Origin of the sequence: Algoriphagus aquaeductus (genome assembly GCF_003253485.1) — a bacterium.
Classification (GTDB): Bacteria; Bacteroidota; Bacteroidia; order Cytophagales; family Cyclobacteriaceae; genus Algoriphagus; species Algoriphagus aquaeductus.
The window spans coordinates 104,712-130,399 of sequence record NZ_QKTX01000003.1 but is presented as its reverse complement, the minus strand read 5'-3'; the positions used below and the strand labels follow the sequence as shown (position 1 = coordinate 130,399).

Below are 25,688 nucleotides of genomic sequence, written 5' to 3'. Positions count from 1 at the left end.
GAACTCATTTCAGGCTGGCTTTTTACTTTAGTATAAATGGAAATTTAAGAGAAGTTACAAACCGAATTCGAAGGCTTCCAAATCACTTTTTGACCATTTAAATCTGTTAAACTTATTTCCCCTTCTACTGGATTTCCTTGACAGTCTCTCACGATCAAAGCCCAATTTGCAAGTGGATCACAATACCCAAAAAAGAAGACGGTTTCACCTTGATAATTTGCTTGTTTCAAGTAAGAATATGCAACACTGTTGGGAAACCCCATGCTTTGAATTTGTTCCTTAACCCAAGCAAGATCCTCTACCGGATTCTCGACTCCACAAACCGCCGGTCTTTCTTCGTCATTACAGGAAAAAATGAGCGCAGAACAAACTAAAAGGAAAAGATACTTTTTCATAGATACAAAATTTTTGATTTAGTAATGATACGAATCAGATAGGTCATTGGCTACAATACTTTGAAAAAAAGCCACCCTGATCAATTCAGAGTGGCCTCAAATGATTGTTTCTTTTGAAAACTTATGGACTTTATTAAATATGGAATATCGAAGTATGAACAACATCCTAACTTCCATGCTTCCTTGCCTCTTATTTCATCGGAGAAAAAGGCAAAGCCTTGTAAAATACCGCATCGATCTTTTCCACGATTTTACCATCAGCTTCTGAAGCATCACGAGCCTTGATCCAATCCGGATCGGCAACAAATCGCTTGAATGCTTCATTGTAGGCTTCCTTAGAATCATGGCCAAGGATATATACCAACTTTGGCTGAGATCCGTCTTTCTCCACCGTCAACCAATAAGGATAGTTTTTCAAACCCTGTCTGGCAAACAGATCTCTGGTATGATCCCGGAATCGGGTTTGGATATTTTCGATTCTTCCCGGCAAACAATAGTAGGTTCGCATTTGAAGGATTCCGCTTGGCTTGGGCTTTTTATGATCATTCAGATTATTAGCCCAAACCATGAACGTCTGATCCACTTTTTGAACCAAGGGACCATTGGCTTCTGAAGCCGTTCTGGCGGCTACCCAAGCTGGATCATTGGCAAATTTGTTCCAAAGTACATCTCGCGAAGCCTCATCCGGATACCCCAAAATGAAAGTCAAAGTCTTTTCCGGATTTTCATCAGAGATAAAATAGGCGACATTTTCGATCCCGTTTTTCTTAAACAGTTTCAAAGTATGATTCTCAAATCGCTTGATCAGATCGGGCATTTTTCCTTCATGGGCGGTATAAGTCCGCATTTCGAAGTACTTAGACTTGATGCCCTGCTGGGCAAAGGTGACTACCGCCAAGGTCAAGGCGAGCAGAAGCGTGGTGATTTTTTTCATCAGGTTTAAGGGTTTGATTTTATTGGAAATTGATTTGAAATACATGGAAATAGTTGGAAATACACCTGAAATATTGCCTCCTTCGGAGGTAGAAATACCTTGGAAGTACCTCTTGAAATCTATTTCTACCCTATTTCATCGAGCGAAGCGAGATGTATTTCTATTGTATTTCTATTGTATTTCTATAGTATTTCTATAGTCTTAAATTTTCTACTTTTTCCAAGCTTTATACAAGGCGGGACTTAAAACCAAAGCAATGGTAAGAAGTCCAAAGGTCTCCCGATTTTCTTCCATCTGCGGAGTCTTCATGGTCAGGTCTTTTTGGGCCCACTCATCGGCAATCCAATCCCCCACTCCTCCCGGAAAAAAGTAAATCGCTCCAAGAACTGCCAATATGACCACCAAGGTCAACGGTAGTTTAGGAAAAATCCCCCTCACTCCGAGCAAACAAAAGATCATCGCTGCGCCATAAATGCTCACCCAGACTTCCGGATCAGGATCGTTAAATTGCCAGTAAGCAAAGAGGGCAAACAGGAAAAACCAGATACTGAAGTAGATTTTATTGAATCGCATAGGCATTTGGGTTGATGCGCTAAACTAAGCAATTTCAAAAACAAACCATCCTGCCTGGGATAATCGGTCGAGAATGATTTTTAGCAGAAAAATGATCCTATTTTACAGCCAAAATTCCAGACCTTATGGCTCAAATCCGAATCGCCAAAACAGCATCTGATCTCCAGGGAATTCTGGACCTTCAATGGGAAAACCACCTCAGTCGTGTTTCTGATGAAGTCAGACAGGCAGATGGTTTTGTCACGGTAAGACACACCCCTGAACAGCTTCTAGCGCTTCAGTCCATCGCCCCTCATGTGATTGCCTTGGAAGAGGATCAGGTGGTGGGGTATGTATTGGCGATGACCAAAGCCAGTAGGGATCTGATCCCGGTTCTGATCCCCATGTTTGATCAGTTTGATCAGGTCTATTATAAGGGTAAAAAAATAGCAGATCACGACTACCTTGTAATAGGTCAGGTCTGTGTCGGAAAAAATCAGCGGGGAAAGGGGCTTTTTGATCAATTGTATGAAGCCTACAAAAACCAATTCTCCGGCCAATTTTCCTTTGCAATTACCGAGATCGCCAAAAGCAATACCCGATCATTGGCAGCACACAGACGGGTCGGCTTTGAAGTCATTCACGAGTTTGAAGAGGTAACCCAATCCTGGGCAATTGTGGCCTGGGATTGGAAATAATTTTTAGAAGCAGGTCAGAGAAGGATAGTTTGAAGTATTCAAAGATTTAATTTCATCCTACTTATAGGGTAATAAGTAAATGATTGGGTAAGGAAACGGGGACCTACGGGTTCCCGTTTTTAATTTCCAAAAAGCCTAAACACTGGATTAGGACGATGCGCCTGCCGGATCAATCCCTCCAATTCCGCCACTTTTTTAGGATTCGCTTCCGCAAGATTTTTACTTTCTCCTGGGTCCGTGGCCAAATCAAATAACTCCACAGTCGTTTTTGAAGGGTCTTTCACCTGATACTTTACCAACTTCCAATTGCCCTGACGTACAGCCTGTCTTCCACCCAACTCATGAAATTCCCAATACAAATGATCGTGACCAAGTTGATCTGATTTGCCCAAAAGCGCTGGCAAGAATGAAATTCCGTCGATCGCCTCAGGGACTTTTTTTCCTAAAATATCAGCAAACGTAGGCAACCAATCCCAAAAGGCGGAAACATGATCCGATCGGCTTCCCTCCTTCACTTTTCCCGGCCATTTGACGATCATGGGAACCCGGATTCCCCCTTCATACAAATCCCTTTTTAAGCCCCTAAAAGGCCCATTGCTGTCGAAGAACTCAGGATCTGCTCCTCCTTCAAAATGGGCTCCATTATCTGAGGTGAAGATCACGAGGGTATTTTCTGCGAGACCCAGTTCTTCCAATTTGGCCAAAACTTCACCCACATAGCGATCGGTTCGCTCCACCATCGCAGCAAATGCCGCATGAGGAAAGGGTTCAGACTGATAGCCGGGAATTTTCATTTCCGGCCCATAGTCGCCTCCTTCAGGTGCCTGATGCGCTTTTTCCTCCCCGAATTTTGCCCGATACTTTTGGAAAATTTCATCGTCTGGAGCTGCCAGTTCGGCATGAGGCATCACGATCGGCATGAAAAGGAAAAAGGGATTTTTCTGATTTGATTCAATGAAAGCCAAGGTCTTTTCCTGAATCAAATCCGGAGCGTAAGTCACTTTATTGGTCCAGTCATTTCCCGGGAGATCCACTTGGGTTTGATTCTCCCAAAGGTAAGCAGGATAGTACCGATGCGCATAGCGCTGACAGTTGTACCCATAAAACTGCTCAAAGCCCTGATTGCTCGGATCACCGGAAGTACCGACAAAACCCAAGCCCCATTTCCCAAAAGCTCCAGTCGCATAACCTGCCTGCTGAAAGATCTTGCTCAGCGTCTGAAGCGTGTCCGGCATGGGATATTGCCCTTCGGGTTGAACCTCAAAATTCCCCCGCACAGGCGTGTGCCCGGTGTGAAGCCCTGTAATCAGGGCCGAGCGGGAAGGGGCACACACGGGTGCCCCGGCATAATGCTGGGTAAAAAACATCCCTTCTCTAGCCAGACGGTCAATATTCGGGGTCTCGATGTACGGTTGTCCCAAAAAGCCCAAATCTCCATAGCCCAAGTCATCGGCAAGGATGAAGATGACGTTTGGAGGTGAATCATTGGATTTTTCTTCTGCGTTATTGCAGGAAAAGCTTACGAGTAGGATCAGAATAATCAGCAGGCGAAAAGGCATAGTTTTAGATTTTTTCAGAAATTAGGAAGGACAAACCAAAATTTCAGCCTGCTATACTTTTTTCTCTAAAAATAGCCTTGCGACAATCATTACTTGAATCAGCATCGCCTTTAATTAACCTAAAACTATTGTTCTGGCTCAAAACAGTCAATCGATATCAAATGGACAATTTGGAGGATTGGAAGGAGCGGATGAAAGTATTGAAATGATCACCTCCCCCCCTGATTGATAGTGAAATATTCTTTTGAAAAAGAAAATATTCTTTGTCGAATTAAAAAAAATAAGTAACTGGTGTTTAAGTAACCTTTTTAAACAAACTTTTAACAGCTCAATACTATGAAAAACATTTACCTAACCTTGTTGCTGTTTTTTGCTTTCGCATTCTTGGCAAATGCCCAAAAGAAAGATACTCCATCCTTAATTTCAAGGTCAAGATTATCGGAAAGCAATCTTTCACAGCTGGATAAAAACCAGCTTGAAAAATTAAAAAATTTAGATTACCTCAATTCCGTTTCTTTAATTGACATTGTAAATATTGATGACCTCATGGGTCGTGATGAAATTTCCATTACAATTCCTGGATTAGATAAAAATATTGTTTCCAGAAAGATAATGGGGCAACGCAATTCCGAAGCATCAATGTGGATAGGAGAAGGTGAAAATAGTCAAATTGTCCTTTCATCCACAAAAGGAGAAGTATCCGGACACATTTCTACTGGTAATCAGTCTTTTGAGATTCAGCACTTACCTGATGGACAAGCGATATTGTTAGATTATAATATGGAGAAGATAAACTTGCTAGAATGTGATCAGCCACATTCAACGAGTAAAGATTCAAATTCTAAAGAAAATGACTTTAAGCCTACTTCTAAAGTTTCTAGTGAAACAGGAGATCAAAACAATAGGATAGCCAACACTTCGGCCGTAGTGAGAGTACTCTTCCTATTTACTCCCGCTGCGGCAAACTCAGGACAAAACCTAGTAAATATGGCAAATACGGCACTTGCCCAATGGCAAACTGCTGTAATTAACAGTAACACTTTGGTAGCTTTAGAACTTGCAGGGGTTTTGCCTCTAAATTTTAATGAACGACAAAACAGTCAAACTATTAACACAAATCTTGCAGATGATGTAACTGATTTGGCCAATAACATAAATGCTCAACAACTCCGAAATGAAAATGAAGCAGATGTAGTTATATTACTGACTAATAGTTCAAATTATGGCGCGCTAGGAAGGGTTGTAGAAATTGGACCAAATGAACCTTTGGCCTACGGCATATCTCAAGTAAGTGCGGGAATCGCAAACTTTACAATCGTTCATGAGATCGGTCATTTATTGGGTGCAAGACACGATACCGACCCGGCACCGGGAGATGCACATGCCCACCTTTGGATTTCCGGTTCTTTCCCAAGACGTAATCATTGGAGATCAATAATGGGCGTTCTTCCTCCATTTGGCCCTAATTACACCAGAGTACTTCATTTTTCTAATCCATTCCGCACCCATAATGGCGAACCAACAGGAGTTGTTAATGTATCAAACAATAATCGTAACATTAATTTAAATGGCCCAACAGTCGAAGCTTTCAGATTTTCAATTCCCGCATTGTGGGCTTCTATTCTTGGGCCTGGGACAGCAGGAAATGGTCAAACACTTAATTTCAGTCCAAACATTCAAGGTGGCATAGCACCATATTCCACAAGCTGGCAATTAAATAACGGCTCAGGATACTACTTCGCAGGAAACGGAACAACCTTGACAACCACCATGCCCACAAACCAAAATTTAGAGGTTATGCTGGTGGTAACTGACCAAAACAACTCAACATTTACTGCGTATAGAACTGTTCAAAACGATTTCCTTGGAGGAGGATGTACTGTCTGTCCTGATTTAGGCGATTTAGAAGATGTTGGTGAAAATCTGAACAATGATGTAATTCTGTTTCCAAATCCTACCTCGGATAAAATAACAATTAAATCTTCCGATAGAGGAAATGGATTCTATTCCTTTGAAGTTACAGATGTAAAAAATCGCACAATCGTAACCTCTCAAATCCGTGTTGAATCACAAAATGAACAACAAATTATTCTTTCTGTCGATAAATTAAAACCAGGAGTATATTTATTCAGCTATCAAAACTCCTTAAATGAAATTATTCACCTGCGATTTATTAAAAACTAATTATGAAAAAGTTAATTGTTATACTGATTATAGCAGGTGCCTTTTTTTCTTGTAACCAAGAAGATGTCGACCCTGAATTTCTCCCATTTAAGGGGAATGGAAGCATAACAGCCTTTTTAAATGGTGCTAAATGGGAATCCCCGATAAAGTTTACCCTCGCTGACTCCTTAGTATGCAATTCAAACAGAATAACAATTCCACAGTCATTTCATTTAATTGGATTAGATGAGACTGAATATATATGGAAACACCTGTCAGTTGGTTACATTCAACCAACTTTTGAAAAGCAGTCTGCTTCATTATTGAAAAAAAATTATCTAAGGCAGAATAATGGAAATATAAAAGCTCCTCGGTATTTCACTAGTGTGTCTTTTGATGCCGGTTCATCCACATATGAATTGGACACTAGTAAAGTTGGTGATTTTCTACAATTGACTCATTATGATAGTAAAAAGGGAGAAATTTATGGGGAATTTCAACTTTCTTTTATTCTAACATATAGAGGTTCTAGTGAACCCAATGCACCTGATCGGATAGAGTTTACAGAAGGGAAATTTGTAGCCAAAGCACCGGAAGAATGGTTTCAGTTGGGCAAAGAATGTGACCTTAAATAAAAGCGATATAGGCTAAAAACAGAAACGGGAAGAATTTCTTGCGAAAATCTTCCCGTTTAATGACTTGAAAACCATAGTCCTCAAACCATTCCAAGCTACAGTTTATGTGGCTTTTCCCGGTTGCCCGAGTCAAAACCGACAGTCTGCAGTCGCTCCGAAGAGCATGTCCCAATTTTCAGATACCTTTTTGCATTTCTGCGGTTGCCCTTCTCAGACTTTTCTTTCGAAAAGCCCCTTCATGCCCGGTATCCTGAATCTGCCCGAAAGCAAATTCTTGGGCCGATCGTGATAGCACTTCTGCGGTGGTCCGTTTCAAACTGCTGCATTTGAGCAGCCGTTCCTTTGTGCCCGATGAGGTTTACTTTTCACCCGAAGGTTCCAAGCGCTGATGAATCCGTCTTTGCATTTCTGGAGTTTCCCCTTTCAACCGTGAAATTTCTTCCCCGATCCTTCATGCCCGGAAATTTGATTTCTCCGAAGAGAAGCTCAAACTCAGCCCATCGTTTTTGGCACTTCTGCGGTTTCCCGTCTCAGGAATTTTCCTTTCGAAAAACTCCCCTTCGCGCCTGATCTCAATCTGTCAAACTACGGTCCGAAATCTTACTTCCGGCCTTTTATCTCTCACTTGGTATAATCAAAGTTGACTGATTTTCAGCCTGATTCCAAATTTTCAACTAAAAACTTTCCCACAACTTTTCCCCAAATAAAAAGCCTCAGAAACACAGGATATCCACCATCATCTAGGGGGTTATGCACATTTTTCAAAATAAATTTCCAAAAAGATGATTTCTATCAGCATTTTGATTGGCCTCCATTTTTCTCTCTTTGTGTTTTCAATTATTTTGACAATTCATCCAACAGCCCATTTCCCAAATGACCCGAAGAAGATCTTTTATCCAACAATCAGCCCTCATCGCCGGAGGCCTATGGCTTTCCCCAACTCTCCTTCATGCCCGACAACAAACTGCACCAAGCGATCGAGTCCGCGTGGCACTGATTGGCGCCAATAATATGGGATTCGGAATTCTGCGTCATCATCTCGCTCTTGCTGAAGTGGACTGCGTAGCAATCTGCGACGTGGATCAGAATGTTTTGGAAAAGCGCCTCAAAGAAGTGGAAGATGCGACCGGAAAAAGACCCGAAGGATTTACAGATTTCCGTAAGCTGTTGGAGAAAAAGGATCTCGACGCAGTCATCATCGGCACACCGGATCACTGGCATTGTCTGATTGCCGTGGCCGCCTGCCAAGCCGGAAAAGATGTCTATGTAGAAAAACCCATGGCCAACTCCATAGGAGAATGCGACTTGATGACCCAGGCTGCCGCCAAGTACAGCCGAATCATGCAAGTAGGGCAACAGCAGCGGGCCGGACAGGCTTTTATCGAATCCAGAGATTTGGTCAAAAGCGGTTACTTGGGAAAAATCCGAAAAGTAAACATCTGGTCCAATTTCAATTATGGTTTGGGCAATGAAATCAAACCGTTGACGACTGTACCGGAAGGAGTGGATTATGACTTTTGGCTAGGCCCTGCCCCCAAGCGGGAGTTTAACCCCAATCGCTTTCACGGCAGTTGGAGACACTTTTGGGACTACGGAGGAGGCTTGATGTCTGACTGGGGAGTACACCTGCTGGACATGGCCATCTGGGTAGAGGAAAATCCCTCCGCCCCCTCCATAGTCATGACCTATGCCAAAAATGTAAACAAAGAAAACCGGGATCGGGACACTTTTGACACGATGAATGTGCTTTTCCCAAAAAAGGACTTCCTAATCAACTATGACATGAACGGTGGCTTGCAAAGCGGTCCCTACAACAAACCTTATGGTATTGCCTATGTCGGGGAATTGGGAACGCTGATCGTAAACCGAAACGGCTATGAAATCTATCCCGAATGGGACGGAACTGCAAAAGCTCCAAAATGTGAAGCCAAAAAACTCGAAGGCACCACCGAATCTCACAACCTCCACGTGGCCAATTTTGTGGAATGTATCAAAGCAAGAAATCAACCCAGTTGCCCTCCCGAAGCCGGAAGATTGGCGGCTCTCCATGCTCATATTCCGAATATTGCTGCCCGAATTGGTGCAGAACAGTTGATTTGGGATGACCAAAAAAGAGAATTCGTAGGCAATGCTGCAGCCAATGCATTGATTTGGCCGGAATATCGGGAGCCTTGGACTTTGCCGAAGGTTTGACCGTCATTGCGAGGGGCTTAATTTTCACACAAATTGGATCTGAGGTCTCCGGTACCCCGAAGCAATCTCTTCCTGTAGAATTAATTAAGACTGCTTCGTCGCAATAAAGAAATTCCAGAAATTTATTGACAAGAATGCTCCCCACCTTGACGGCTAACCTATAACCCCGATGTTCAAGGCTTCAACTTTACTATACTATCAATTTCGGACTATTGAAAAGATTGCTTCGGGATTGCCATGCTTAAGAATAATTTGGTAATCAGAAAAATTCCTCGCACTGACGCCAAAAGTGCTGCTTTAGGAGAAGCAGCACAACCTCCTACCCCCAGACTTCCTACTCCCCAACACCCTTACTTCAAGGCTATTCTCATCAAATACGCATCCGCCGTCATATACAGATACTTTTCATCGGCATCAAAGGCACAATTTGCTGTACCGTTTTCGGTCAGGATTGTCCCGAGATGCTTTCCTTCCGGACTGATCACCAAAACCCCTCCAGGACCTGTGGCAAAAAGGACTCCACTGGAATGCACTTTGAGTCCGTCAGGAAGGCCCTTTCTGGTTTCGCTTTGGAATGCAGTCGCATCAAAAAGCACTTTTCCAGCAATCACGTTTCCGCTCTCATCCAGATCAAAAGCATAGTATCTCGCTTTTTCCGGATCGGATTGGGCAATATAGAGCGTCTTTTGATCGGGACTTAGCGCGATCCCATTGGGTCGCGAAAGGGTATCCACCAGTAAATTCACTTTCCCATCGGAGTCCAAACGATACACGCCCTGAAAATCCAGCTGCTTCTCATCCCAAGGGTCCATCCCATAAGGCGGATCAGTGAAAAAAAGTTGACCCCAAGAATTGAAAACCAAATCATTGGGACTATTGAAACGCTTACCCTCATATCCGGTGGCCAATGCTTCAAATTCCGATTTTGGTACCTCAAGCGAAGCCAGCATTTTGCCTAATTGTCGCTCTCCATGCTGGCATAAAATCAGGTTTCCCCCTGCATCTAAGGCCAGGCCATTGGCCCCAGGTTCGCGTTTATCGGTACGATCTCCCAAGTAGCCCGAAGGACTCAAGTAAAGCGAAAGACTGTCTTTTTCCGTCCATTTCCAGATTTTATTGGTGGGAACGTCGGTAAAAATCAAGGCTTGCTGCTCCTCCAGCCAAAGCGGTCCCTCCGCCCATTCGAAACCCGAAGCCAACACTTCGATTTTGGCATCCGCAGGAATCAGGGCATTTATTGAAGTATCAAGTCGCTCCACCGAACCGATAGTCATGACTTCCTGCTCAAGGGATACCTGAGATTGAGGTGCGGAACATGCCGCAAGTGCAAAAAGGATTAACCAAAAGGAATTTTTCATAGTGGGTTGAGTTTTGGGAAAGAGGAAGTTAACCCAATCTGCTGAAAAGTCCGAATCCAATCTCAATCCTAGATTTAAAAGCCCCAACTTCACAAATTCAATGAAATTTGTGAAGTTGACTTCATGAATTTAGCAAAATTTGTGAAGTTTAATTCATAAATTTAGCTAAATTTGTGAAGTTATATTCATGAATTTAGATCAAACGAACTCGTGCAAGTATCCCGAACCATTATCGCCCAACTCGAAGATCAGCTTTTCAAAGGAAAAGTCCTGATCCTCTATGGTGCAAGAAGGACTGGAAAAACCACTTTGGTGAAACACCTACTAGGGAAGTTTCCTGAAAAATCGGCATATATAAATTGTGAACTTCAAGAATACAAAGACGCCCTTTCCACGACTAATTCAGGGCTTTTGGCCGAGTTTATCGGAAATCGCGAGTTGATCATTTTTGATGAGGCCCAGCATATCGCAAATATCGGTTTGGTATTGAAAGTACTGGTAGACACCTTTCCGCAGGTTCAATTTATAGCCACAGGTTCTTCCAGCTTCGAACTTTCGGGAATGGTCTCCGAGCCACTGACCGGCAGATCGCGTCAATTTCTGCTGCTGCCTTTTTCCCTCGAAGAAATCGGTCAGTCGCTCAATCCCATTCAGATCAAAGCCAATCTGCCCAATTTCCTGAGATTTGGACTCTATCCGCAGGTTTTCAACAGTATTGGGGACGAAAAAATCGAAGAACTCGCCGAGATCTCTTCCAATTACCTGTACAAAGACCTGTTCCAGTTTGAGCAAATTAAAAAGCCGGACTTGCTATTCAAGCTTTTGGCAGCCATTGCCTTGCAGACCGGAAGTGAGTCTTCACTGAATGAACTGGCGCAAATCACCGGAACAAATGTGCATACGGTTAAGCGATACTTGGAGCTGCTGGAAAAATCCTTTGTGATCTTCCGACTGAACTCATTCAGCAGAAACCTAAGGAAGGAACTGGCTAAAAGCCAAAAAATCTACTTCTATGATGTGGGAATCCGCAACGCCGTGATCCGCAACTTCAATGAAATGAATCTCCGTACTGATGTGGGAGGACTTTGGGAAAACTTCTGCATCACTGAACGGATCAAATTCAACCAAAACCACCGAAGATTTATCAATACCTACTTTTGGAGGACCTATGACCAAAAGGAGATCGACTACATCGAAGAAAAAGACGGGCACCTGACCTGCTTTGAATTCAAGTATGCAGAAGGAGCTACGGGAAAGTTTCCCGCGGAATTTTCCGAAACGTACCCCAATTCAAGCTTTAAGGTGATTACGCCGGGGAATTTCTATGAGCTGTATAAGTGAGTTACAACCCACTCGCCTGGGCATTTTTTCCCCGTTTAGCAATTAGGCTCTCCCTGATTTTTTCTCGCCGGTAAAAGTCCAAAGGTGCAGCCTCTCCTCCACTCTGGATTCGCGCCTCTCTAACCAAAGGCCTTACATCGGTTAAAAACGCTTCTTGCAGCACTTCCTGAGCCCCCACCACATCTCCTTCATTTTGGCATTGAGTCAATTTTTCACGGTCCACCAAAAGCGCCTTGGCATAAGCCTGGGAAATGGCCTCGAGCGCCTGAATCAAATCCTCGAGCGGATCTTTGGTATTGTGACTGGCATCGATCATCCAAGAAATTGAATCCCACGCTTGGGCCCCTTCAGCCGCTCCGCCGATCAGTTCGCAAAAGATCAAGAAGAGCTGATAGGGCTTCACGCTTCCAGTACTTAGATCATCGTCTCCATATTTACTGTCGTTGAAGTGAAATCCTGCCAATAGATTTTGATGCATCAGGGTAGCCACAATCTGCTCGATATTGGTATTGGGCAGGTGATGGCCCAGATCCACCAGCACCTTAGCCCGATCTCCCAGCTGTCGGCAAATCAGCGCAGAGGTGCCCCAATCCGGAATCACGGTATGGTAAAAATTGGGCTCGTAGGGCTTGTACTCCAAGAGCAATTTCCAGTCATGAGGCATTTCAGCATAGATTTCCTTCAGGGATTCCGTGGTCCATTGCAGCGCCTTTCGGAAATGGGCCTGCCCGGGAAAGTTGCTTCCATCTGCCAGCCACACGGTCAGTCCTTTACTTCCCAGACTCTTTCCGATATCGATCACCTGAAGATTATGTTCCACGGCCTGAGCACGCACAGCTGAATCGGAATTACTCAACGAACCCATTTTATAGGAAAGCGGCTGCCCGTAATCCTGAAAGGTATTGCTGTTCATCGCGTCAAAACTGATCCCCAGACTTGCAGCTTTTTGCTTCACTGCTTGAGAATCTTGGGGAATATCCCAGGGAATATGCAGTGATACGGCATCTGTTCGCTTGGTCAGTTTGGACAGAAGTCCGATATCCTCCAGTTTTTCCTCCAAGTTTCTGGGTTCGCCTCCAATCGAAAACCGCCCAAATCTCGTCCCTCCCGCACCCAAGGCCCAACTCGGTACCGCAATCTGAAAGGCAGAAATCCGGGAAACCAGCTCAGCTGCTTTTATTCCTTTTGCACCCAGCTGTTCAGAAAGCAAGGAAAATGATCGTGCGTGAAAGTCGGTATTCATCGATTAAAGTAATGAGGGTTATTGGAAAATTAGATCCTGACCAGAGAGCCTTGAATATTGACCATTGAATATGGTCATTGTCCCGAGCCTCGGGATGGTTATTGAATTGTATTGATTATTGATCCTTGAAATTGGTCATTGATTATTGATTTTTGATTATTGGTCATTGATTATTGGTCATTGATTATTGGTCATTGAATTTGGTCATTTTTCTTCCGTCTCCGGTCTTCTGTCTTCCTGCTGTCTATTTATCCAAAACGGTGCAGTCACCATCCAAGCGAGCATCCCGATTCCCATCCAAAGCTTCATGGAGTCAATTTCAATTTGGCCCAAAAAGAAAAGAACCGGAGGTACAATGGTCAACATCAAACCGATCAGAGAACCTATTTTCAACATAATTTTCATCCGGCAAGGGTTTTAGTCAATGGATATTTCATTTTGGATACGATCACATAAATGGCCACGGCCACAAACCATCCCGGAAGGCCAAGGAAAAAGATCTCCACTCCATAAATGAAATTCAATCCCAAGCAAAACACCAAAGTCAACACCCAACTCAGCAGTGCCGGCCAACTAAAATCCGACTTGGAACTCAAGGCTCCTTCCGAGCGGAAACCCATTTTCTCAGCAAAATAAAAATCCGCAAAAATCACCGCCCCCATCGGCATCAATAGCAATCCATAAAGTGCCACAAAGTCCAATAGCTTCATCACGAGGGCTGGAAAACAAGCCGCCAAACTGGTGATTCCACCCACGATGGCTGTAATTTTCCAAGTAGGAACCTTCGGGAATATTCCTTGCAAAGCCAATCCTGCTCTATATATAGTCGGGTTGGCAGTAGTCCAGCCCGCGATAATCACGCAAACTGCCCCGGCAATGCCTAAGGTTTGATAAGCAATCTGTCCCGGAGCAAATTCCTGGGAACCGGTATTCGCCTGAAGAAACACGGCATACAAAATTCCGGAAGCAATCCAAGCTACAAAATGCCCCAAATACACCCCTGCAAACACTGAAAATCCGGAAGTCCAAGATTTGGCGTATCGCAAAATGGTCAGATCCGACATGCCGATATGCATGGCCATATTGCAAAACCAGGCAAAAAAGATGATATGCCAGATCGTAAATCGGGACATCCCAGGAAGGGGAACCCCGTTCCAAATCACCTCCTGCGCCACAGAAAACAAGCTTTCAGCCGAGCCGACCCCCAACTGAGCCAATCCGACAATCCCCGCAGCGACGAAAATCAGAATCATCCAGGGCGACATCACATTGGCAAACTTGGATACCTGATTGTACCCTTGGATTGCTACCAAGGTAATCACAGCCCCCATCAACAGGACCGTTACGATCCAACCGGGAGTTCGGGGAAGCCAGTCATTCAACGTCGGCATCTCCAGATTAAAAGGAATCCCTACCGCAGTCGCAGAAACAGCAATCATCGAGCCTGCCAAAAAACAAAACATCAATGCATTGACCAGATTATACCAGCGAACCACCTGTTTTCCGGCGATTCGTTCGAGTTGGTAATATAGCGTCATGCGTTTAGCGGTGGCAATCGGTGCAGTAATCAATCCCCAACTCAATACAGCAAGTAGATTGCCGAGTAAAAGGCCCAAAACCAAATCCCCCGCACTGACTCCATGTGCCACAAACAGCGGCCCGATGACAAATTCGGTTCCGGCGGTATGTTCTCCCGCATACATTCCCAAAAAGCTACGATTGCCTTTGAGTTCGGAAGCAGGAATCGGCGTACGCTCGTATTCATTGGTTTTGGCTACAATTTTCTTAAATAAACCCTGACTCATTCCGTTTTATTTTGAAGAAAGAAACTAAATCCGGCTTCTTTGGCTATCCTGTCCTATCGGAAGGGAAATTCCACCTTTTATCCTTAGATTATTTTGTAAAAAAGGATTCAAGAGCTAGATTTTAGTCAATAAAAGGGACTTAGCCAAAACGGTATTTTTCTAAACGGAAAAATTTTATCGAAAAAAATAATCTTCACTCACGACACTACAGGATACCTACTGACCCGATTTATAGGAAATTCATCCTAACATCAGCAGTAGACCTAAGATATGAATACACCAATTATGAGTTTCAAACACGTAAGTTACCTCTGGGACGAAGCAAAAGCTGCGAAGCTGGAAGGAAATGAAGTTGACCTTTTGATATATCGATCCAATATCCTCGGGGCCGACCTGAGAATCACCAATTACGGAGGAGGAAATACTTCCTGCAAAACCATTGAACTCGATCCGCTGACCAAGGAACCGGTCGAAGTGATGTGGATCAAAGGTTCGGGTGGAGACATTGGCACCATGACCCGTGCAGGATTGGCAGGACTTTATGTGGACAAACTTCGTTCTCTAAAGGGAATTTACCGAGGCATTGAGTTTGAAGACGAAATGGTGGAGCTATTCAACCATTGCATTTATGACCTAGCCTCCAAGGCACCTTCCATCGACACCCCGCTTCATGGATTTTTACCATTCAAGCATATTGACCACCTTCATCCGGATGCTGCGATTGCCATTGCTGCATCCAAAGATGGGGAAAAAATCACCCAGGAACTCTGGAAAGGCGCCATTGCATGGGTTCCTTGGCAGCGTCCCGGCTTTGATCTCGGTCTGAAACTCAAGGAAGCTCTTGATAAAAATCCAGGAATCCGCGGAATCATGCTCGGAGGACACGGCTTGTTTACTTGGGGAGATACCGCTTACGAATGCTACCTCAATAGCCTCGAAGTCATTGAGGCTGCCTCAGCCTATCTTACTGCCAATTATGGCAAAAAACGACCAGTCTTTGGTGGTGAAAAAGTAAGCTCTCTCGAGGCCTCACAGCGAAAATCTCAAGCCGCTAAGCTTGCTCCGATCTTGAGAGGGCTTGCCTCTTCTGAAAAACGAATGGTCGGCACCTTCAATGACAATGAAACTGTTTTACAATTCATCAATAGTCATGATCTTGGAAAATTAGCACCTATGGGCACCTCTTGCCCAGACCACTTTTTGAGAACCAAAATCAGTCCATTGGTTTTGGACTTGGCTCCCAATGCGGATCTGAGCGATGTTCTAGGCCTCAAAGAAAAAATCGGCAAAGCATTTCAGGCTTATCGGGAGATGTACGCCGAGTATTATCAAAAGCATAAGCACCCCAACAGTCCAGCCATGCGCGACCCCAATCCGGTGGTCATTCTTTGGCCGGGAGTAGGGCTGTTTAGCTACGCCAAGGACAAACAAACCAGCCGGGTTGCCTCGGAATTTTACATCAACGCGATCAACGTGATGCGAGGAGCTGAGGCTGTCTCTGAATACGTTTCCCTTCCGCTTCAGGAAGCCTTTGATATTGAATACTGGCTCCTTGAGGAAGCCAAACTACAGCGGATGCCCAAAGAAAAGCCGCTTTCCAGAAAGATTGCCCTGATCACCGGAAGTGCGGGAGGAATCGGAAAGGGAATCGCCGAACGGTATGTGCAGGAAGGCGCCTGTGTGGTACTAACCGATATCGATCAGGAAAGACTGAATGGTACCGTGGCTGATTTTGAAAAGAAATATGGAAAAGATGTCGTCCTCGGAGTTCGCTTGGATGTCACAGATACCGGAAGCCTAGCCGAAGCCGTTCAGGCGACTTGTCTCAAATTCGGCGGATTGGATATCGTGGTCAACAATGCAGGAATATCCATCTCCAGAGCATTTGAAGCCCATACGGATGAGGATTGGGCCAGGCTGAATGACATCTTGGTGATGGGACAATACCATGTATCCAAGGCAGGAGTACAAATCCTTCGTGAACAAGGTCTCGGCGGCGACATTGTCAATGTGGTGAGCAAAAATGCTTTAGTGGCCGGACCGAAAAATGTGGCTTATGGCACTGCCAAGGCAGCCCAACTTCACATGTCTCGCCTCATGGCAGCCGAACTTGCTGAGGACAAAATCCGCGTCAACGTGGTCAATCCGGATGCTGTGATCGAAAATTCCAACATCTGGGAAGGAGGCTGGGCGGAAAACCGCGCCAAAGCCTATGGCATCGATGTAAAGGACCTTCCTCAATACTATGCAAACAGAACCCTGCTAAAAGAAAGCGTGAAAGTCAGCGACATTGCTGATGCAGCTTTTGCTTTCGTCGGTGGACTTTTAAGCAAGTCAACCGGAAATATGCTCAACGTGGACGGCGGCCTAGCGGCGGCTTTCCCTCGGTAAGCACGAAATTACCTTTTACCCTGTAACAACCTAACCCAATAAACCCCAGTAACCTATGCTTCTCGACAAATCTGAAAAAATCGCCGTGGATTCGCGCACGCCGAAGTACCTACAGGTAGTCAATTTGATCTTGGAGGACATTGAAAAAGGGAAACTTAAAATCGGAGATCGGATTCCTTCTATCAATGAGACCAGTTTTGACTTTCTTTTATCCCGTGACACCGTGGAAAAAGCTTATAATGAATTAAGAGACCGTGGAATCATCTCTTCCGTTCGAGGCAAAGGTTTTTACATTTCTTCAACGAACATGGGAAATAAAGTGAAGGTTTTATTACTGTTCAACAAACTTAGTTCTTACAAAAAAATCATCTATTACTCCATTCTCGACAAGCTGGGCTCACAGGCCACTGTGGATCTTTACATTCACCATTACAACAGGAATTTGCTGGAGGATTTGTTGGAACAGAACCTGGGGAACTACAACCAATATGTGTTGGCTCCGCATTTCTTTGATCAAAATGGGCATCCCGAAACTGCCTATGACTTGGTCAAGCGAATTCCAAAAGAAAAATTACTGATCATTGATCGGGCAGTGAAAGGCCACGAAAACGAATTCCCGGGTGTGTATCAAGACTTTGCCAAAGACATCTTTGAGGTGCTGGAATCCGGGATTTCCCACCTGAGGAAATACGAACGACTGATTTTGGTATTTCCCAAAGGCGATCTTTATCCGGTAGAAATCATGGATGGATTTAAGCGGTTTTGCTTTTTCCATGACTTCAAAAACTTAATCGTAGACGGAGTGGACGATGACGAACCTTTGGATGTAGGTGACTGCTATATCGTTTTGGCGGAATCTGATTTGGTCAACCTGGTAAAAAAGTCAAGAGAACAGCTGCTCAAATTGGGACGGGAGGTAGGAGTAATATCCTACAATGACACCCCGCTTAAAGAAATTCTGGCGGAAGGGATCACCACGATTTCCACGGATTTTGTCCACATGGGCAAATCTATCGCAGAGCAAATTCTGGGTATTGAAGATCGAATCCCGATCAAAAATCCTTTCCGGATGACTCTTAGAAAGTCACTTTAAACAAAAATCAAAGAGAGTCCGGATCACAAATTCAGACTCTCTTTTTCTTGATATCATGCACTACACAAGATCCTTTCTTGCTTCTTGTGTCTAGCATCTTGATTCTCTAATCACCATGTCCAAAATCCCCGTAACCGCCGTCTTTGACATCGGAAAAACCAACAAAAAATTCTTCCTTTTTGACGAAAACCTCAAGGAGGTCTACAGCACTTACACCAGGCTGGAAGCGGTGCCGGATGAGGATGGATTTCCGAGCGAGCCGGTACTTCCGATGAGGGAATGGATGATCAAAACCTTTCAGGAAGCTTTGAAATCGCCTGATTTTGAAATCAAAAAACTGAATTTTTCAGGACACGGAGCATCCTTTGTTCACGTCGATGAATCGGGCGAACCCGCCACGCCGCTGTATGATTACCTAAAGCCCTTTCCGGAAGATCTGTTGGATCGATTTTATTCTGAAAACGGAGGGAAAATGGAATTTTGTACACAAACCTCCTCTCCTCCCCTGGCTATGCTCAATTCCGGACTTCAATTGTTTTTTTTGAAATACGCCAAGCCGGAACAATACCAAAAAATCCATCATAGCCTGCACCTGCCGCAATACCTGAGTTTTATTTTCACAGGAAAAATGGTATCTGATTTCACCAGTATCGGATGTCATACGGGGCTTTGGGATTTTGAGAAAATGGATTACCACAGCTGGGTAAAAATAGAGGGAATCGAAGCACTGTTACCCCCGATTTTACCCGGAGACAGCTTGCTAATCACCAAACCCGATCTGGGATCGGTGCCTTGTGGCATTGGGGTGCATGATTCATCGGGAGCCCTATTGCCCTACCTACGACGGGAAAAAGAGCCTTTTGCACTTCTGTCCACCGGCACTTGGGCGATCAGCATCAATCCTTTCAATAAAACATCGCTCACAGAGTCGGAATTGAATAAAGATTGTCTTCAGTTTCTCAGCATTTCGGGTCAACCCATCAAAATCTCCCGCTTGTTTATCGGCGAGGAGCATAAGTATCAGGTTGACGAAATGTATGCCCATTGGAATCTTCCTTTAGGCACCTATAAAAAGCTTCAATTCGATCCGTCGATTTTTGAAAAAGTAGCTGCCAACGCTCAAAAAAGAATCGGATTCCATTACCTCAAACCGGAAGATTATGGGTTGGAAAAAGCGGATTTCACGGATTGGAGCAGTTTTTCAGATTTTACCGAAGCGTATTACACCTTTATTCACGAGCTGACGGATATTCAGGTCGCTTCTTTGAAGTTGGTTTTGGACGGAGCACCGGTGGATCGGATTTTTGTAGACGGAGGATTCAATGCCAATTCTATTTTCCTTGAACTACTTCGCATCAAACTTCCGGGCATCGAAATTATTCCGAGTGATTTTCCAAATGGTTCGGCTTTAGGTGCAGCATTGCTGGTGAATTCTCATCGAGGAGATTAACTTACTATCATGAATTTGACTTCGCCCCATATCGGACTTTTTATCCCCTGCTACGTGGATCAATTTTACCCAAAAGTGGGGATTGCCACCTTGGAACTGCTTGAAAAATTCGGTTGCCAAGTAAGCTTTCCCTTGGGGCAAACCTGCTGCGGACAACCCATGGCCAATGCGGGATATGAGCGGGATACCGTAGGGACAGCTCGGCATTTCATCGAACTGTTCAAAGATTTCGATTACATCGTTGCTCCTTCCGGAAGCTGCGTGCTGCATGTCAAGGAGCATTTTCCAGTAATCTCAGGTTTGGAAAAAGAACAACAGGAAATCCATGACAAAATTTTTGAGCTGACCGAGTTTTTGACGGACATTCTGAATGTCAACCATCTCTCGGGGCGATTTCCGCACAAAGTCGGCTACCACGCCTCCTGCCATGGACAACGGGGGCTTCGATTGGCCTCAAGCTCAGAAATGAACAGCACCCCGTTCAATAAGGCAAAAAGCCTTTTGGAGAATCTGGAAGGGCTGGAATGGATAACCCTAAGCCGAACGGACGAATGTTGCGGATTTGGAGGGACCTTTTCAGTCACGGAGGAAGCCCTTTCTCTCCGAATGGGCAGAGACCGACTGGATGATCATGCCCAACATGAGGTGGAAATCCTGACCGGAGGAGATATGTCCTGCATCATGCACCTGCAGGGCATAGCCAGTAGAGAAGGTAGAAATGTGAAGTTTATGCATCTGGCCGAAATCCTAAATCAAGCTATCCAATGAGTCACCCACAGGCAGCGACCGAATTTCTAAAAGACCAAGCCAAAGCCAAATGGCATGATGAAACCCTGTGGTTTGTACGGGACAAGCGTGACCGCATCAGCAAAACGATTCCAGAATGGGAAGAATTGAGAAATCTCGCTTCCCAGATTAAGGAAAATGTACTGTCCCAATTGGATGTGTACCTGGAGGAATTTGAGCAGAACGCCCAAAAAAACGGCATCCAAGTCCACTGGGCCAAAGACGCCGAAGAACACAATGAGATCGTGCTTTCCATCTTGCAAAAGCAAAAGTGCAGGGCAATCGTCAAGAGTAAATCCATCCTGACCGAGGAATGTCACCTCAATCCTTATCTCGAAAAAAACGGGATCGAAGTAGTGGACACCGATTTGGGTGAGCGGATCGTGCAGTTTCTCAATCAGCCTCCGAGCCATATCGTATTGCCGGCCATTCACCTGAAGAAAGGGGAGATTTCCGAGCTTTTCCATGAAAAGCTCCACACCCAAAAAGGAAATGAGGACCCTACCTACCTCACCCATGCGGCCCGACTGCATTTAAGAGAAAAATTTCTGAAAGCCAAAGTAGCCATCACCGGGGTCAATTTTGCAGTGGCGGAGACAGGTGAATTTGTCGTCTGCACCAATGAAGGTAATGCCGATATGGGGGTTCATCTCGCAGATGTCCATATCGCCTGCATGGGAATCGAAAAAATTATTCCAAGAAGGAAAGACCTTGGCGTATTCCTTCGATTACTAGCGAGGTCTGCTACCGGTCAGCCTGTCACAAACTATAATTCGCATTTCAGAAGCCCTTCTCCAGGAAAAGAAATTCACCTGATTCTCGTAGACAATGGGCGAACGGCTCAATTGGCTCGGGAAAAATTTCGGAACTCCCTAAAATGCATCCGCTGCGGAGCCTGCATGAATACCTGCCCGATCTACCGCCGGAGTGGAGGATACAGCTATGGAAGCACGGTCCCTGGACCGATAGGCTCCATCCTTTCACCGGGCTTGGATATGAAAAAACACAGCACCTTGCCATTTGCCTCCACACTCTGCGGGAGCTGCTCGGACGTATGCCCTGTGAAAATCAACATCCACGAGCAACTCTATGAGTGGAGACAGGAAATCACCAAAACTCACGGCGAACTCGGAAAAGGGCTTTCCATGAAACTGGCCAATGGGATTTTCAAAAGTCCTCTAGCCTATAAAATCTCCGGAAACCTCATGCGGGCTGCGCTCAAAACCCTTCCCAAGTCTTTGATTTATCATCCGATAAACAGCTGGGGAAAAGGGCGGAATCTTCCCGAAACACCCAACGAATCCTTCAAAGATTGGTATCAAAGAAACAGGAAATGAGCAGTAAAGCATTTATTCTGAGCGCAATCCGGGGTATTGGACAGAAAGGAAAGCCCTTACCTGAGTTGCCCTCTTTCGGAATTGAAGAGGAATTAGAAAGCGCATTCAGGAAATCTATCGAAGCAAATAAGGGTCAAGTGGTAAATCAGGAAGAATTTTCGGAATGGCTTCGAGCGAATAATTTTCCGAAAATAGTTGTTGCTTCCACGAGCATTCCTTTTTCCGCTACTATTTCTTTACCGGAGGACCCCCATGAGCTGGATGATTTAAATCTGGCAATTTTGGAGGGACAGTTAGGGGTGGCTGAAAATGGGGCCATCTGGCTGGATGACCGACATCTGCCTCATCGGGCGCTTCCCTTTATCACCGAGCATTTGGTGATCGTATTACTTAAAAGCAGACTTTTCCCAACGATGCATCAGGCTTACGAGGAAATAGGAAATCAGCATTCCGGATTTGGTCTATTTATCGCAGGCCCGTCCAAAACAGCAGATATTGAACAATCCTTAGTAATCGGCGCCCATGGCGCAATGAGTTTGAGGGTGATTTTGGTTTAACCTGAAATATGCACCAGAAAATCCACTACGAATTCTAAGGCATCATCCGGATTTAATTTATCGCTATCTCCAAAAAAAAGAGATTGGTATTGGGACTTGCTGCCTGATATCCCAGCTTCATCCCCAGACTCTCAGCGATTTTTTTGCATAAGGACAAGCCTATTCCAGTCCCTTTTTCCTTTTGAGTCCCAAAAGAGGATTTTGCCCCAAATTCAAATAGGGAAGGCTGCAGTTCTTCAGGGATGTTTTCTCCAGGATTTAGGACTTCCCAACGAATTTGCTCCGGGGACAAAACCAGATGGAGCCGAATGATTTCTCCGGATTTGGCAAACTTAATCGCATTGTCCAGGAGGTTCTTGAGTATTATTTTGACTTCTTTTGACTCAAGATACACTTGCTGATTGGACCCAAATAGCTCAAAATCTATACGTTGATTCTTTCGCATTGCCTGAATCTGCATGGTTTCCCTCATCAATTCCCCCAACTGCTTCAGATCGGTGAGGTGCTTCTCTGAAGACTTGGTTTCCAACTCGGAAGTCACCCAGTCGAGGGTATTGTCCAAAACCTGATTGAGTTGGAAGCTTTGGGATTTGAGAAGCTCCAGTATTTCCCCTAATTCTCTCCCATCCAAGATCCCTTGCTCTACCAACTCCAGGGTGGAATTGAGTGAATAAATGGGGCCCTTCAAATCGTGAGAAAGTAAGGCTATCAAGTCATTCTTTTTGCGGTCAAGGGAAGTGAGTTCGGCCAGTTGCTGCTCATTTTCTTTCTGCAAACTGAGGAGATTTTCTTGCTGTTTTTGATAGTTTATGATCAAAAGATAAATGCCTATAAATATAAAAATGGCACATAGGAAAATCGAGATGGCATTGTCCCAAAACAAATCCATGGGAAGCGAATAGTTTTTGGAAACCAGAATTACTTCCCGTATTTCCAGGTAAAAAAGCAACAAATACCCTCCGATGCAGGCTACCCACCAGATCAAATTCCATGGTTTTTTAAAGAAAATGGCTACTGCAACCACGAAAACGAAGAGGTTGAAAATCGTAGGCCCTTGGAAGCCATCATTGAAAAAGTAATTAAACATGGAAAAGGCTAAGATTAACCCCAACATAAGATTCATGGCCAAAAAAAACTTTTGGTAACGAACCATCAAGACAAAGCATGCTGCAAACAAAATGGCATACACCACTCTGACTTTTCCCAAAATGGGATTGAGTCCAAGCAAATAGTCGGTGACTCCAAAAATAAGAATCGCCGAAAAGGTCAAAAAAACAAAAATTAATGCAATGCGGTGTTGGAGTTGTTCCAGGTTTCCGGGATCATTTTCTTTTGTAAAAAACCTATTGAGCATGAATTCTATCCGGTGATTATGAACTAAAGGCGTAAAGCTAAGCTGTTGTTTAAAAAAACTCCAATAAAAAGTAACCTTTAGGCTTTGGAATGGATCGCGATCCGGTTTCCTTCCGAATCCAGAAATACGCCCATATACCCGATATCCGGAGCTATGAGTCGCTTTTCTATTTGGACAGTTCCTCCAGCCTCTGTTACTTTGGCCAATTCCAGGGCACAATCTTCGGAGGAGAAATAAATTAAGGCCCCTGCATGGGCGCTTGGAGCATAGAATTGCCGGTGAAAAACCAAACTGCCTCCGGCACCGCCTTTACTTTCATCCCAAGGAAACCAAGCCATTTGAAAATCACCCATGACTTGCTTGTCCAATTTGCAATCGAATACTTTTTCGTAAAATCCGATGGCCCGATCCATGTCCTGAACCGGAATTTCAAACCATCCTACGGTGACTGATTTCATGGTGTTTTTCGTTATTGGATAATAGTTAAATATGATTGTCCGCTATTGCACCACCAGCCAAATTCTCTTTGTTTAATAGGGCGGAAGACCGATGACCGAAGACCGAAGGATTCTTGATTTCTGCCTTTTTGAGAAATTTCTTAAGCTAGCTAAGCCTACTGGTATGAAAACGGATATACAGATAGTTAAATTATCAATGGTCAATTTTCAAGGAATACCAGACGTTGAGTCTCACTTGAGTAATTGTCCATTGCTCATTGTCCATTGCTCATTTAATTTAAACCCGTGTCAACTTGATCGGATAGCTTTTTCCTGCATTCCATTGGCAGACATAGATATTTTCATCCTGATCGATACAGACATCGTGACAATGCTTGAAGACCGATTCTTTCTGAACCATCAGCTGCAACTCCCCATTTCGATATTCCGGGGCAGTTCCTCCGGGATTAGAGACGACTTGATTGTTTTTGTCCAAAATGGTCACAAAACCAGAATTATCAGTTTGCTCGAGATAGCGTAATCTTGACCAGCAAACCCCAGCGTATAAATTTTCGCCATGGATCACAGGACGACAAACGAACGCTCCGGGAAGAAAAATCGTCTCGAGATACTTCCCATCCAGGGTAAATCGCTTGAAGGAATTATGGCCACGGGAGGTACAAATCAGCGTGGGTTCCTTTCCACCCCGCTGATCGACAGCGATCCCATGCGCCGTACTAAATTGTCCATCTTCCTTGCCTGACCCTCCAAATTTGCGGATAAACTTCCCATTGCGATCATAGTGCAGAAAATATTGAGAGCCATACCCATCAGCGATATACAGATCTCCGTTTGGAGCTACGGCTGTTTCAGTCGGCACCCAACGCATCTTTTCTTCATAGATCCCTTCACTCACCGGATTGGGGATTTCAGCGACGAGCTTTCCATCCAGGCTGGTTTTGATCACTCGCCCTCCATTATCTACAATCCACAAATATTCCGCATCTCCTTCATCCACCAGGGACAATCCATGGGCAGCATTGAGACCAAGCGTCCAAATATCCAGCAATTTTCCACTTTGATCGTAGATGATGACATTATTTTTGGGCTCGTCTGTGAGGAGAATCATTCGCTTTTTCCGATCCATGACCATCTCATGACAATTGACTACAGGTACTTGAGTGGGGTCAAGGTTTCCCCATTGGGTATCCACTTTATATCGAAAATCCCCATGCCCAAGGATTTGATCCTGGGCTGCAAGGAGTGAAAAGTCGGGTTTAAGACTCATGGCTAGACTGAGTAAGGAAGCGTTTTGGATAAATTTTCTTCGAGAGTGCATCGTATTCAAAAAAGAGAACGAACGTTGAAAATATGGAAAAATAACTGCTTGATAAAATAACTTAGCAT

Annotated in this window: 22 protein-coding genes; 11 read left to right on the top strand and 11 right to left on the bottom strand. The window is 44.5% G+C overall.

The window, feature by feature from the left end:
• Positions 1–44: 44 nt before the first annotated feature.
• The 3 genes from CLV31_RS04980 to CLV31_RS04970 form a co-directional block, all read right to left on the bottom strand.
• Positions 45–395 (bottom strand): hypothetical protein, encoded by a 351-nt coding sequence (locus CLV31_RS04980; protein WP_111391789.1) that lies wholly within the window; start codon positions 393–395, stop codon positions 45–47.
• Between the two features lie 190 nt (positions 396–585).
• Positions 586–1,329: an NIPSNAP family protein gene (locus tag CLV31_RS04975; RefSeq protein WP_111392026.1), complete on the bottom strand. Its 744-nt coding sequence runs from the start codon at positions 1,327–1,329 to the stop codon at positions 586–588.
• Positions 1,330–1,539: 210 nt separating this feature from the next.
• Positions 1,540–1,902 carry a transmembrane 220 family protein gene (locus tag CLV31_RS04970; protein ID WP_111391788.1) on the bottom strand — a complete coding sequence of 121 codons (363 nt, stop codon included), beginning with the start codon at positions 1,900–1,902 and terminating at the stop codon, positions 1,540–1,542.
• A 125-nt stretch (positions 1,903–2,027) separates the two neighbouring features.
• Between CLV31_RS04970 and CLV31_RS04965 the strand changes: the two genes are divergently transcribed.
• Positions 2,028–2,579, top strand: a complete 552-nt coding sequence (locus CLV31_RS04965; RefSeq protein WP_111391787.1) for a GNAT family N-acetyltransferase — start codon at positions 2,028–2,030, stop codon at positions 2,577–2,579.
• 119 nt (positions 2,580–2,698) lie between these two features.
• On the opposite strand, the gene CLV31_RS04960 is transcribed toward CLV31_RS04965, so the two are convergent.
• Positions 2,699–4,138 (bottom strand): arylsulfatase, encoded by a 1,440-nt coding sequence (locus CLV31_RS04960; RefSeq protein WP_111391786.1) that lies wholly within the window; start codon positions 4,136–4,138, stop codon positions 2,699–2,701.
• Between the two features lie 336 nt (positions 4,139–4,474).
• Between CLV31_RS04960 and CLV31_RS04955 the strand changes: the two genes are divergently transcribed.
• From CLV31_RS04955 to CLV31_RS04935, 3 genes are all read left to right on the top strand, one after another.
• Entirely contained in the window at positions 4,475–6,322 is a 1,848-nt protein-coding gene (locus CLV31_RS04955) for a M12 family metallo-peptidase (protein ID WP_111391785.1), read from the top strand.
• A gap of 2 nt (positions 6,323–6,324) precedes the next feature.
• On the top strand, positions 6,325–6,936 hold the full coding sequence (locus CLV31_RS04950; RefSeq protein ID WP_111391784.1) for a hypothetical protein: 612 nt from the start codon (positions 6,325–6,327) through the stop codon (positions 6,934–6,936).
• Positions 6,937–7,809: 873 nt separating this feature from the next.
• Complete coding sequence (locus CLV31_RS04935) at positions 7,810–9,129, top strand: Gfo/Idh/MocA family protein (RefSeq protein WP_111391781.1); 1,320 nt, start codon at positions 7,810–7,812, stop codon at positions 9,127–9,129.
• Positions 9,130–9,479: 350 nt separating this feature from the next.
• On the opposite strand, the gene CLV31_RS04930 is transcribed toward CLV31_RS04935, so the two are convergent.
• Positions 9,480–10,487 carry an SMP-30/gluconolactonase/LRE family protein gene (locus tag CLV31_RS04930; protein WP_146250863.1) on the bottom strand — a complete coding sequence of 336 codons (1,008 nt, stop codon included), beginning with the start codon at positions 10,485–10,487 and terminating at the stop codon, positions 9,480–9,482.
• A 210-nt stretch (positions 10,488–10,697) separates the two neighbouring features.
• Here CLV31_RS04930 and CLV31_RS04925 point away from each other — a divergent pair, with 210 nt between their 5' ends.
• Positions 10,698–11,828, top strand: a complete 1,131-nt coding sequence (locus CLV31_RS04925; protein WP_111391779.1) for an ATP-binding protein — start codon at positions 10,698–10,700, stop codon at positions 11,826–11,828.
• A gap of 1 nt (position 11,829) precedes the next feature.
• Here the strand turns inward: CLV31_RS04925 and CLV31_RS04920 are convergent, their stop codons facing one another.
• From CLV31_RS04920 to CLV31_RS04910, 3 genes are all read right to left on the bottom strand, one after another.
• Positions 11,830–13,071, bottom strand: coding sequence for a TIM barrel protein (locus tag CLV31_RS04920; RefSeq protein ID WP_111391778.1), 1,242 nt, complete (start codon positions 13,069–13,071; stop codon positions 11,830–11,832).
• Between the two features lie 204 nt (positions 13,072–13,275).
• Positions 13,276–13,476, bottom strand: coding sequence for a hypothetical protein (locus CLV31_RS04915; RefSeq protein WP_111391777.1), 201 nt, complete (start codon positions 13,474–13,476; stop codon positions 13,276–13,278).
• The gene (locus CLV31_RS04910) at positions 13,473–14,876 is read right to left on the bottom strand and encodes a purine-cytosine permease family protein (RefSeq protein WP_111391776.1); all 1,404 of its coding nucleotides are present in this window, start codon (positions 14,874–14,876) and stop codon (positions 13,473–13,475) included. Before CLV31_RS04910 ends, CLV31_RS04915 begins: the two co-directional genes overlap by 4 nt.
• 270 nt (positions 14,877–15,146) lie before the next feature.
• Here CLV31_RS04910 and CLV31_RS04905 point away from each other — a divergent pair, with 270 nt between their 5' ends.
• The 6 genes from CLV31_RS04905 (at position 15,147) to CLV31_RS04880 (ending at position 22,490) form a co-directional block, all read left to right on the top strand.
• On the top strand, positions 15,147–17,267 hold the full coding sequence (locus CLV31_RS04905; RefSeq protein WP_111391775.1) for a bifunctional aldolase/short-chain dehydrogenase: 2,121 nt from the start codon (positions 15,147–15,149) through the stop codon (positions 17,265–17,267).
• A 55-nt stretch (positions 17,268–17,322) separates the two neighbouring features.
• Positions 17,323–18,360 (top strand): GntR family transcriptional regulator, encoded by a 1,038-nt coding sequence (locus CLV31_RS04900; protein ID WP_111391774.1) that lies wholly within the window; start codon positions 17,323–17,325, stop codon positions 18,358–18,360.
• A 115-nt stretch (positions 18,361–18,475) separates the two neighbouring features.
• Positions 18,476–19,810, top strand: coding sequence for an FGGY-family carbohydrate kinase (locus CLV31_RS04895; protein WP_111391773.1), 1,335 nt, complete (start codon positions 18,476–18,478; stop codon positions 19,808–19,810).
• Positions 19,811–19,819: 9 nt separating this feature from the next.
• Positions 19,820–20,578 carry a (Fe-S)-binding protein gene (locus CLV31_RS04890; protein WP_111391772.1) on the top strand — a complete coding sequence of 253 codons (759 nt, stop codon included), beginning with the start codon at positions 19,820–19,822 and terminating at the stop codon, positions 20,576–20,578.
• On the top strand, positions 20,575–21,933 hold the full coding sequence (locus tag CLV31_RS04885; RefSeq protein WP_111391771.1) for a lactate utilization protein B: 1,359 nt from the start codon (positions 20,575–20,577) through the stop codon (positions 21,931–21,933). Before CLV31_RS04890 ends, CLV31_RS04885 begins: the two co-directional genes overlap by 4 nt.
• Positions 21,930–22,490 carry a LutC/YkgG family protein gene (locus tag CLV31_RS04880; RefSeq protein WP_111391770.1) on the top strand — a complete coding sequence of 187 codons (561 nt, stop codon included), beginning with the start codon at positions 21,930–21,932 and terminating at the stop codon, positions 22,488–22,490. Before CLV31_RS04885 ends, CLV31_RS04880 begins: the two co-directional genes overlap by 4 nt.
• A gap of 52 nt (positions 22,491–22,542) precedes the next feature.
• Here CLV31_RS04880 and CLV31_RS04875 read toward each other — a convergent pair whose 3' ends face one another.
• From CLV31_RS04875 to CLV31_RS04865, 3 genes are all read right to left on the bottom strand, one after another.
• Positions 22,543–23,844 (bottom strand): sensor histidine kinase, encoded by a 1,302-nt coding sequence (locus CLV31_RS04875; RefSeq protein ID WP_111391769.1) that lies wholly within the window; start codon positions 23,842–23,844, stop codon positions 22,543–22,545.
• Between the two features lie 77 nt (positions 23,845–23,921).
• Positions 23,922–24,302, bottom strand: coding sequence for a VOC family protein (locus tag CLV31_RS04870; RefSeq protein WP_111391768.1), 381 nt, complete (start codon positions 24,300–24,302; stop codon positions 23,922–23,924).
• Between the two features lie 277 nt (positions 24,303–24,579).
• Positions 24,580–25,569 carry an NHL repeat-containing protein gene (locus tag CLV31_RS04865; protein ID WP_245943325.1) on the bottom strand — a complete coding sequence of 330 codons (990 nt, stop codon included), beginning with the start codon at positions 25,567–25,569 and terminating at the stop codon, positions 24,580–24,582.
• Positions 25,570–25,688 lie beyond the last annotated feature (119 nt).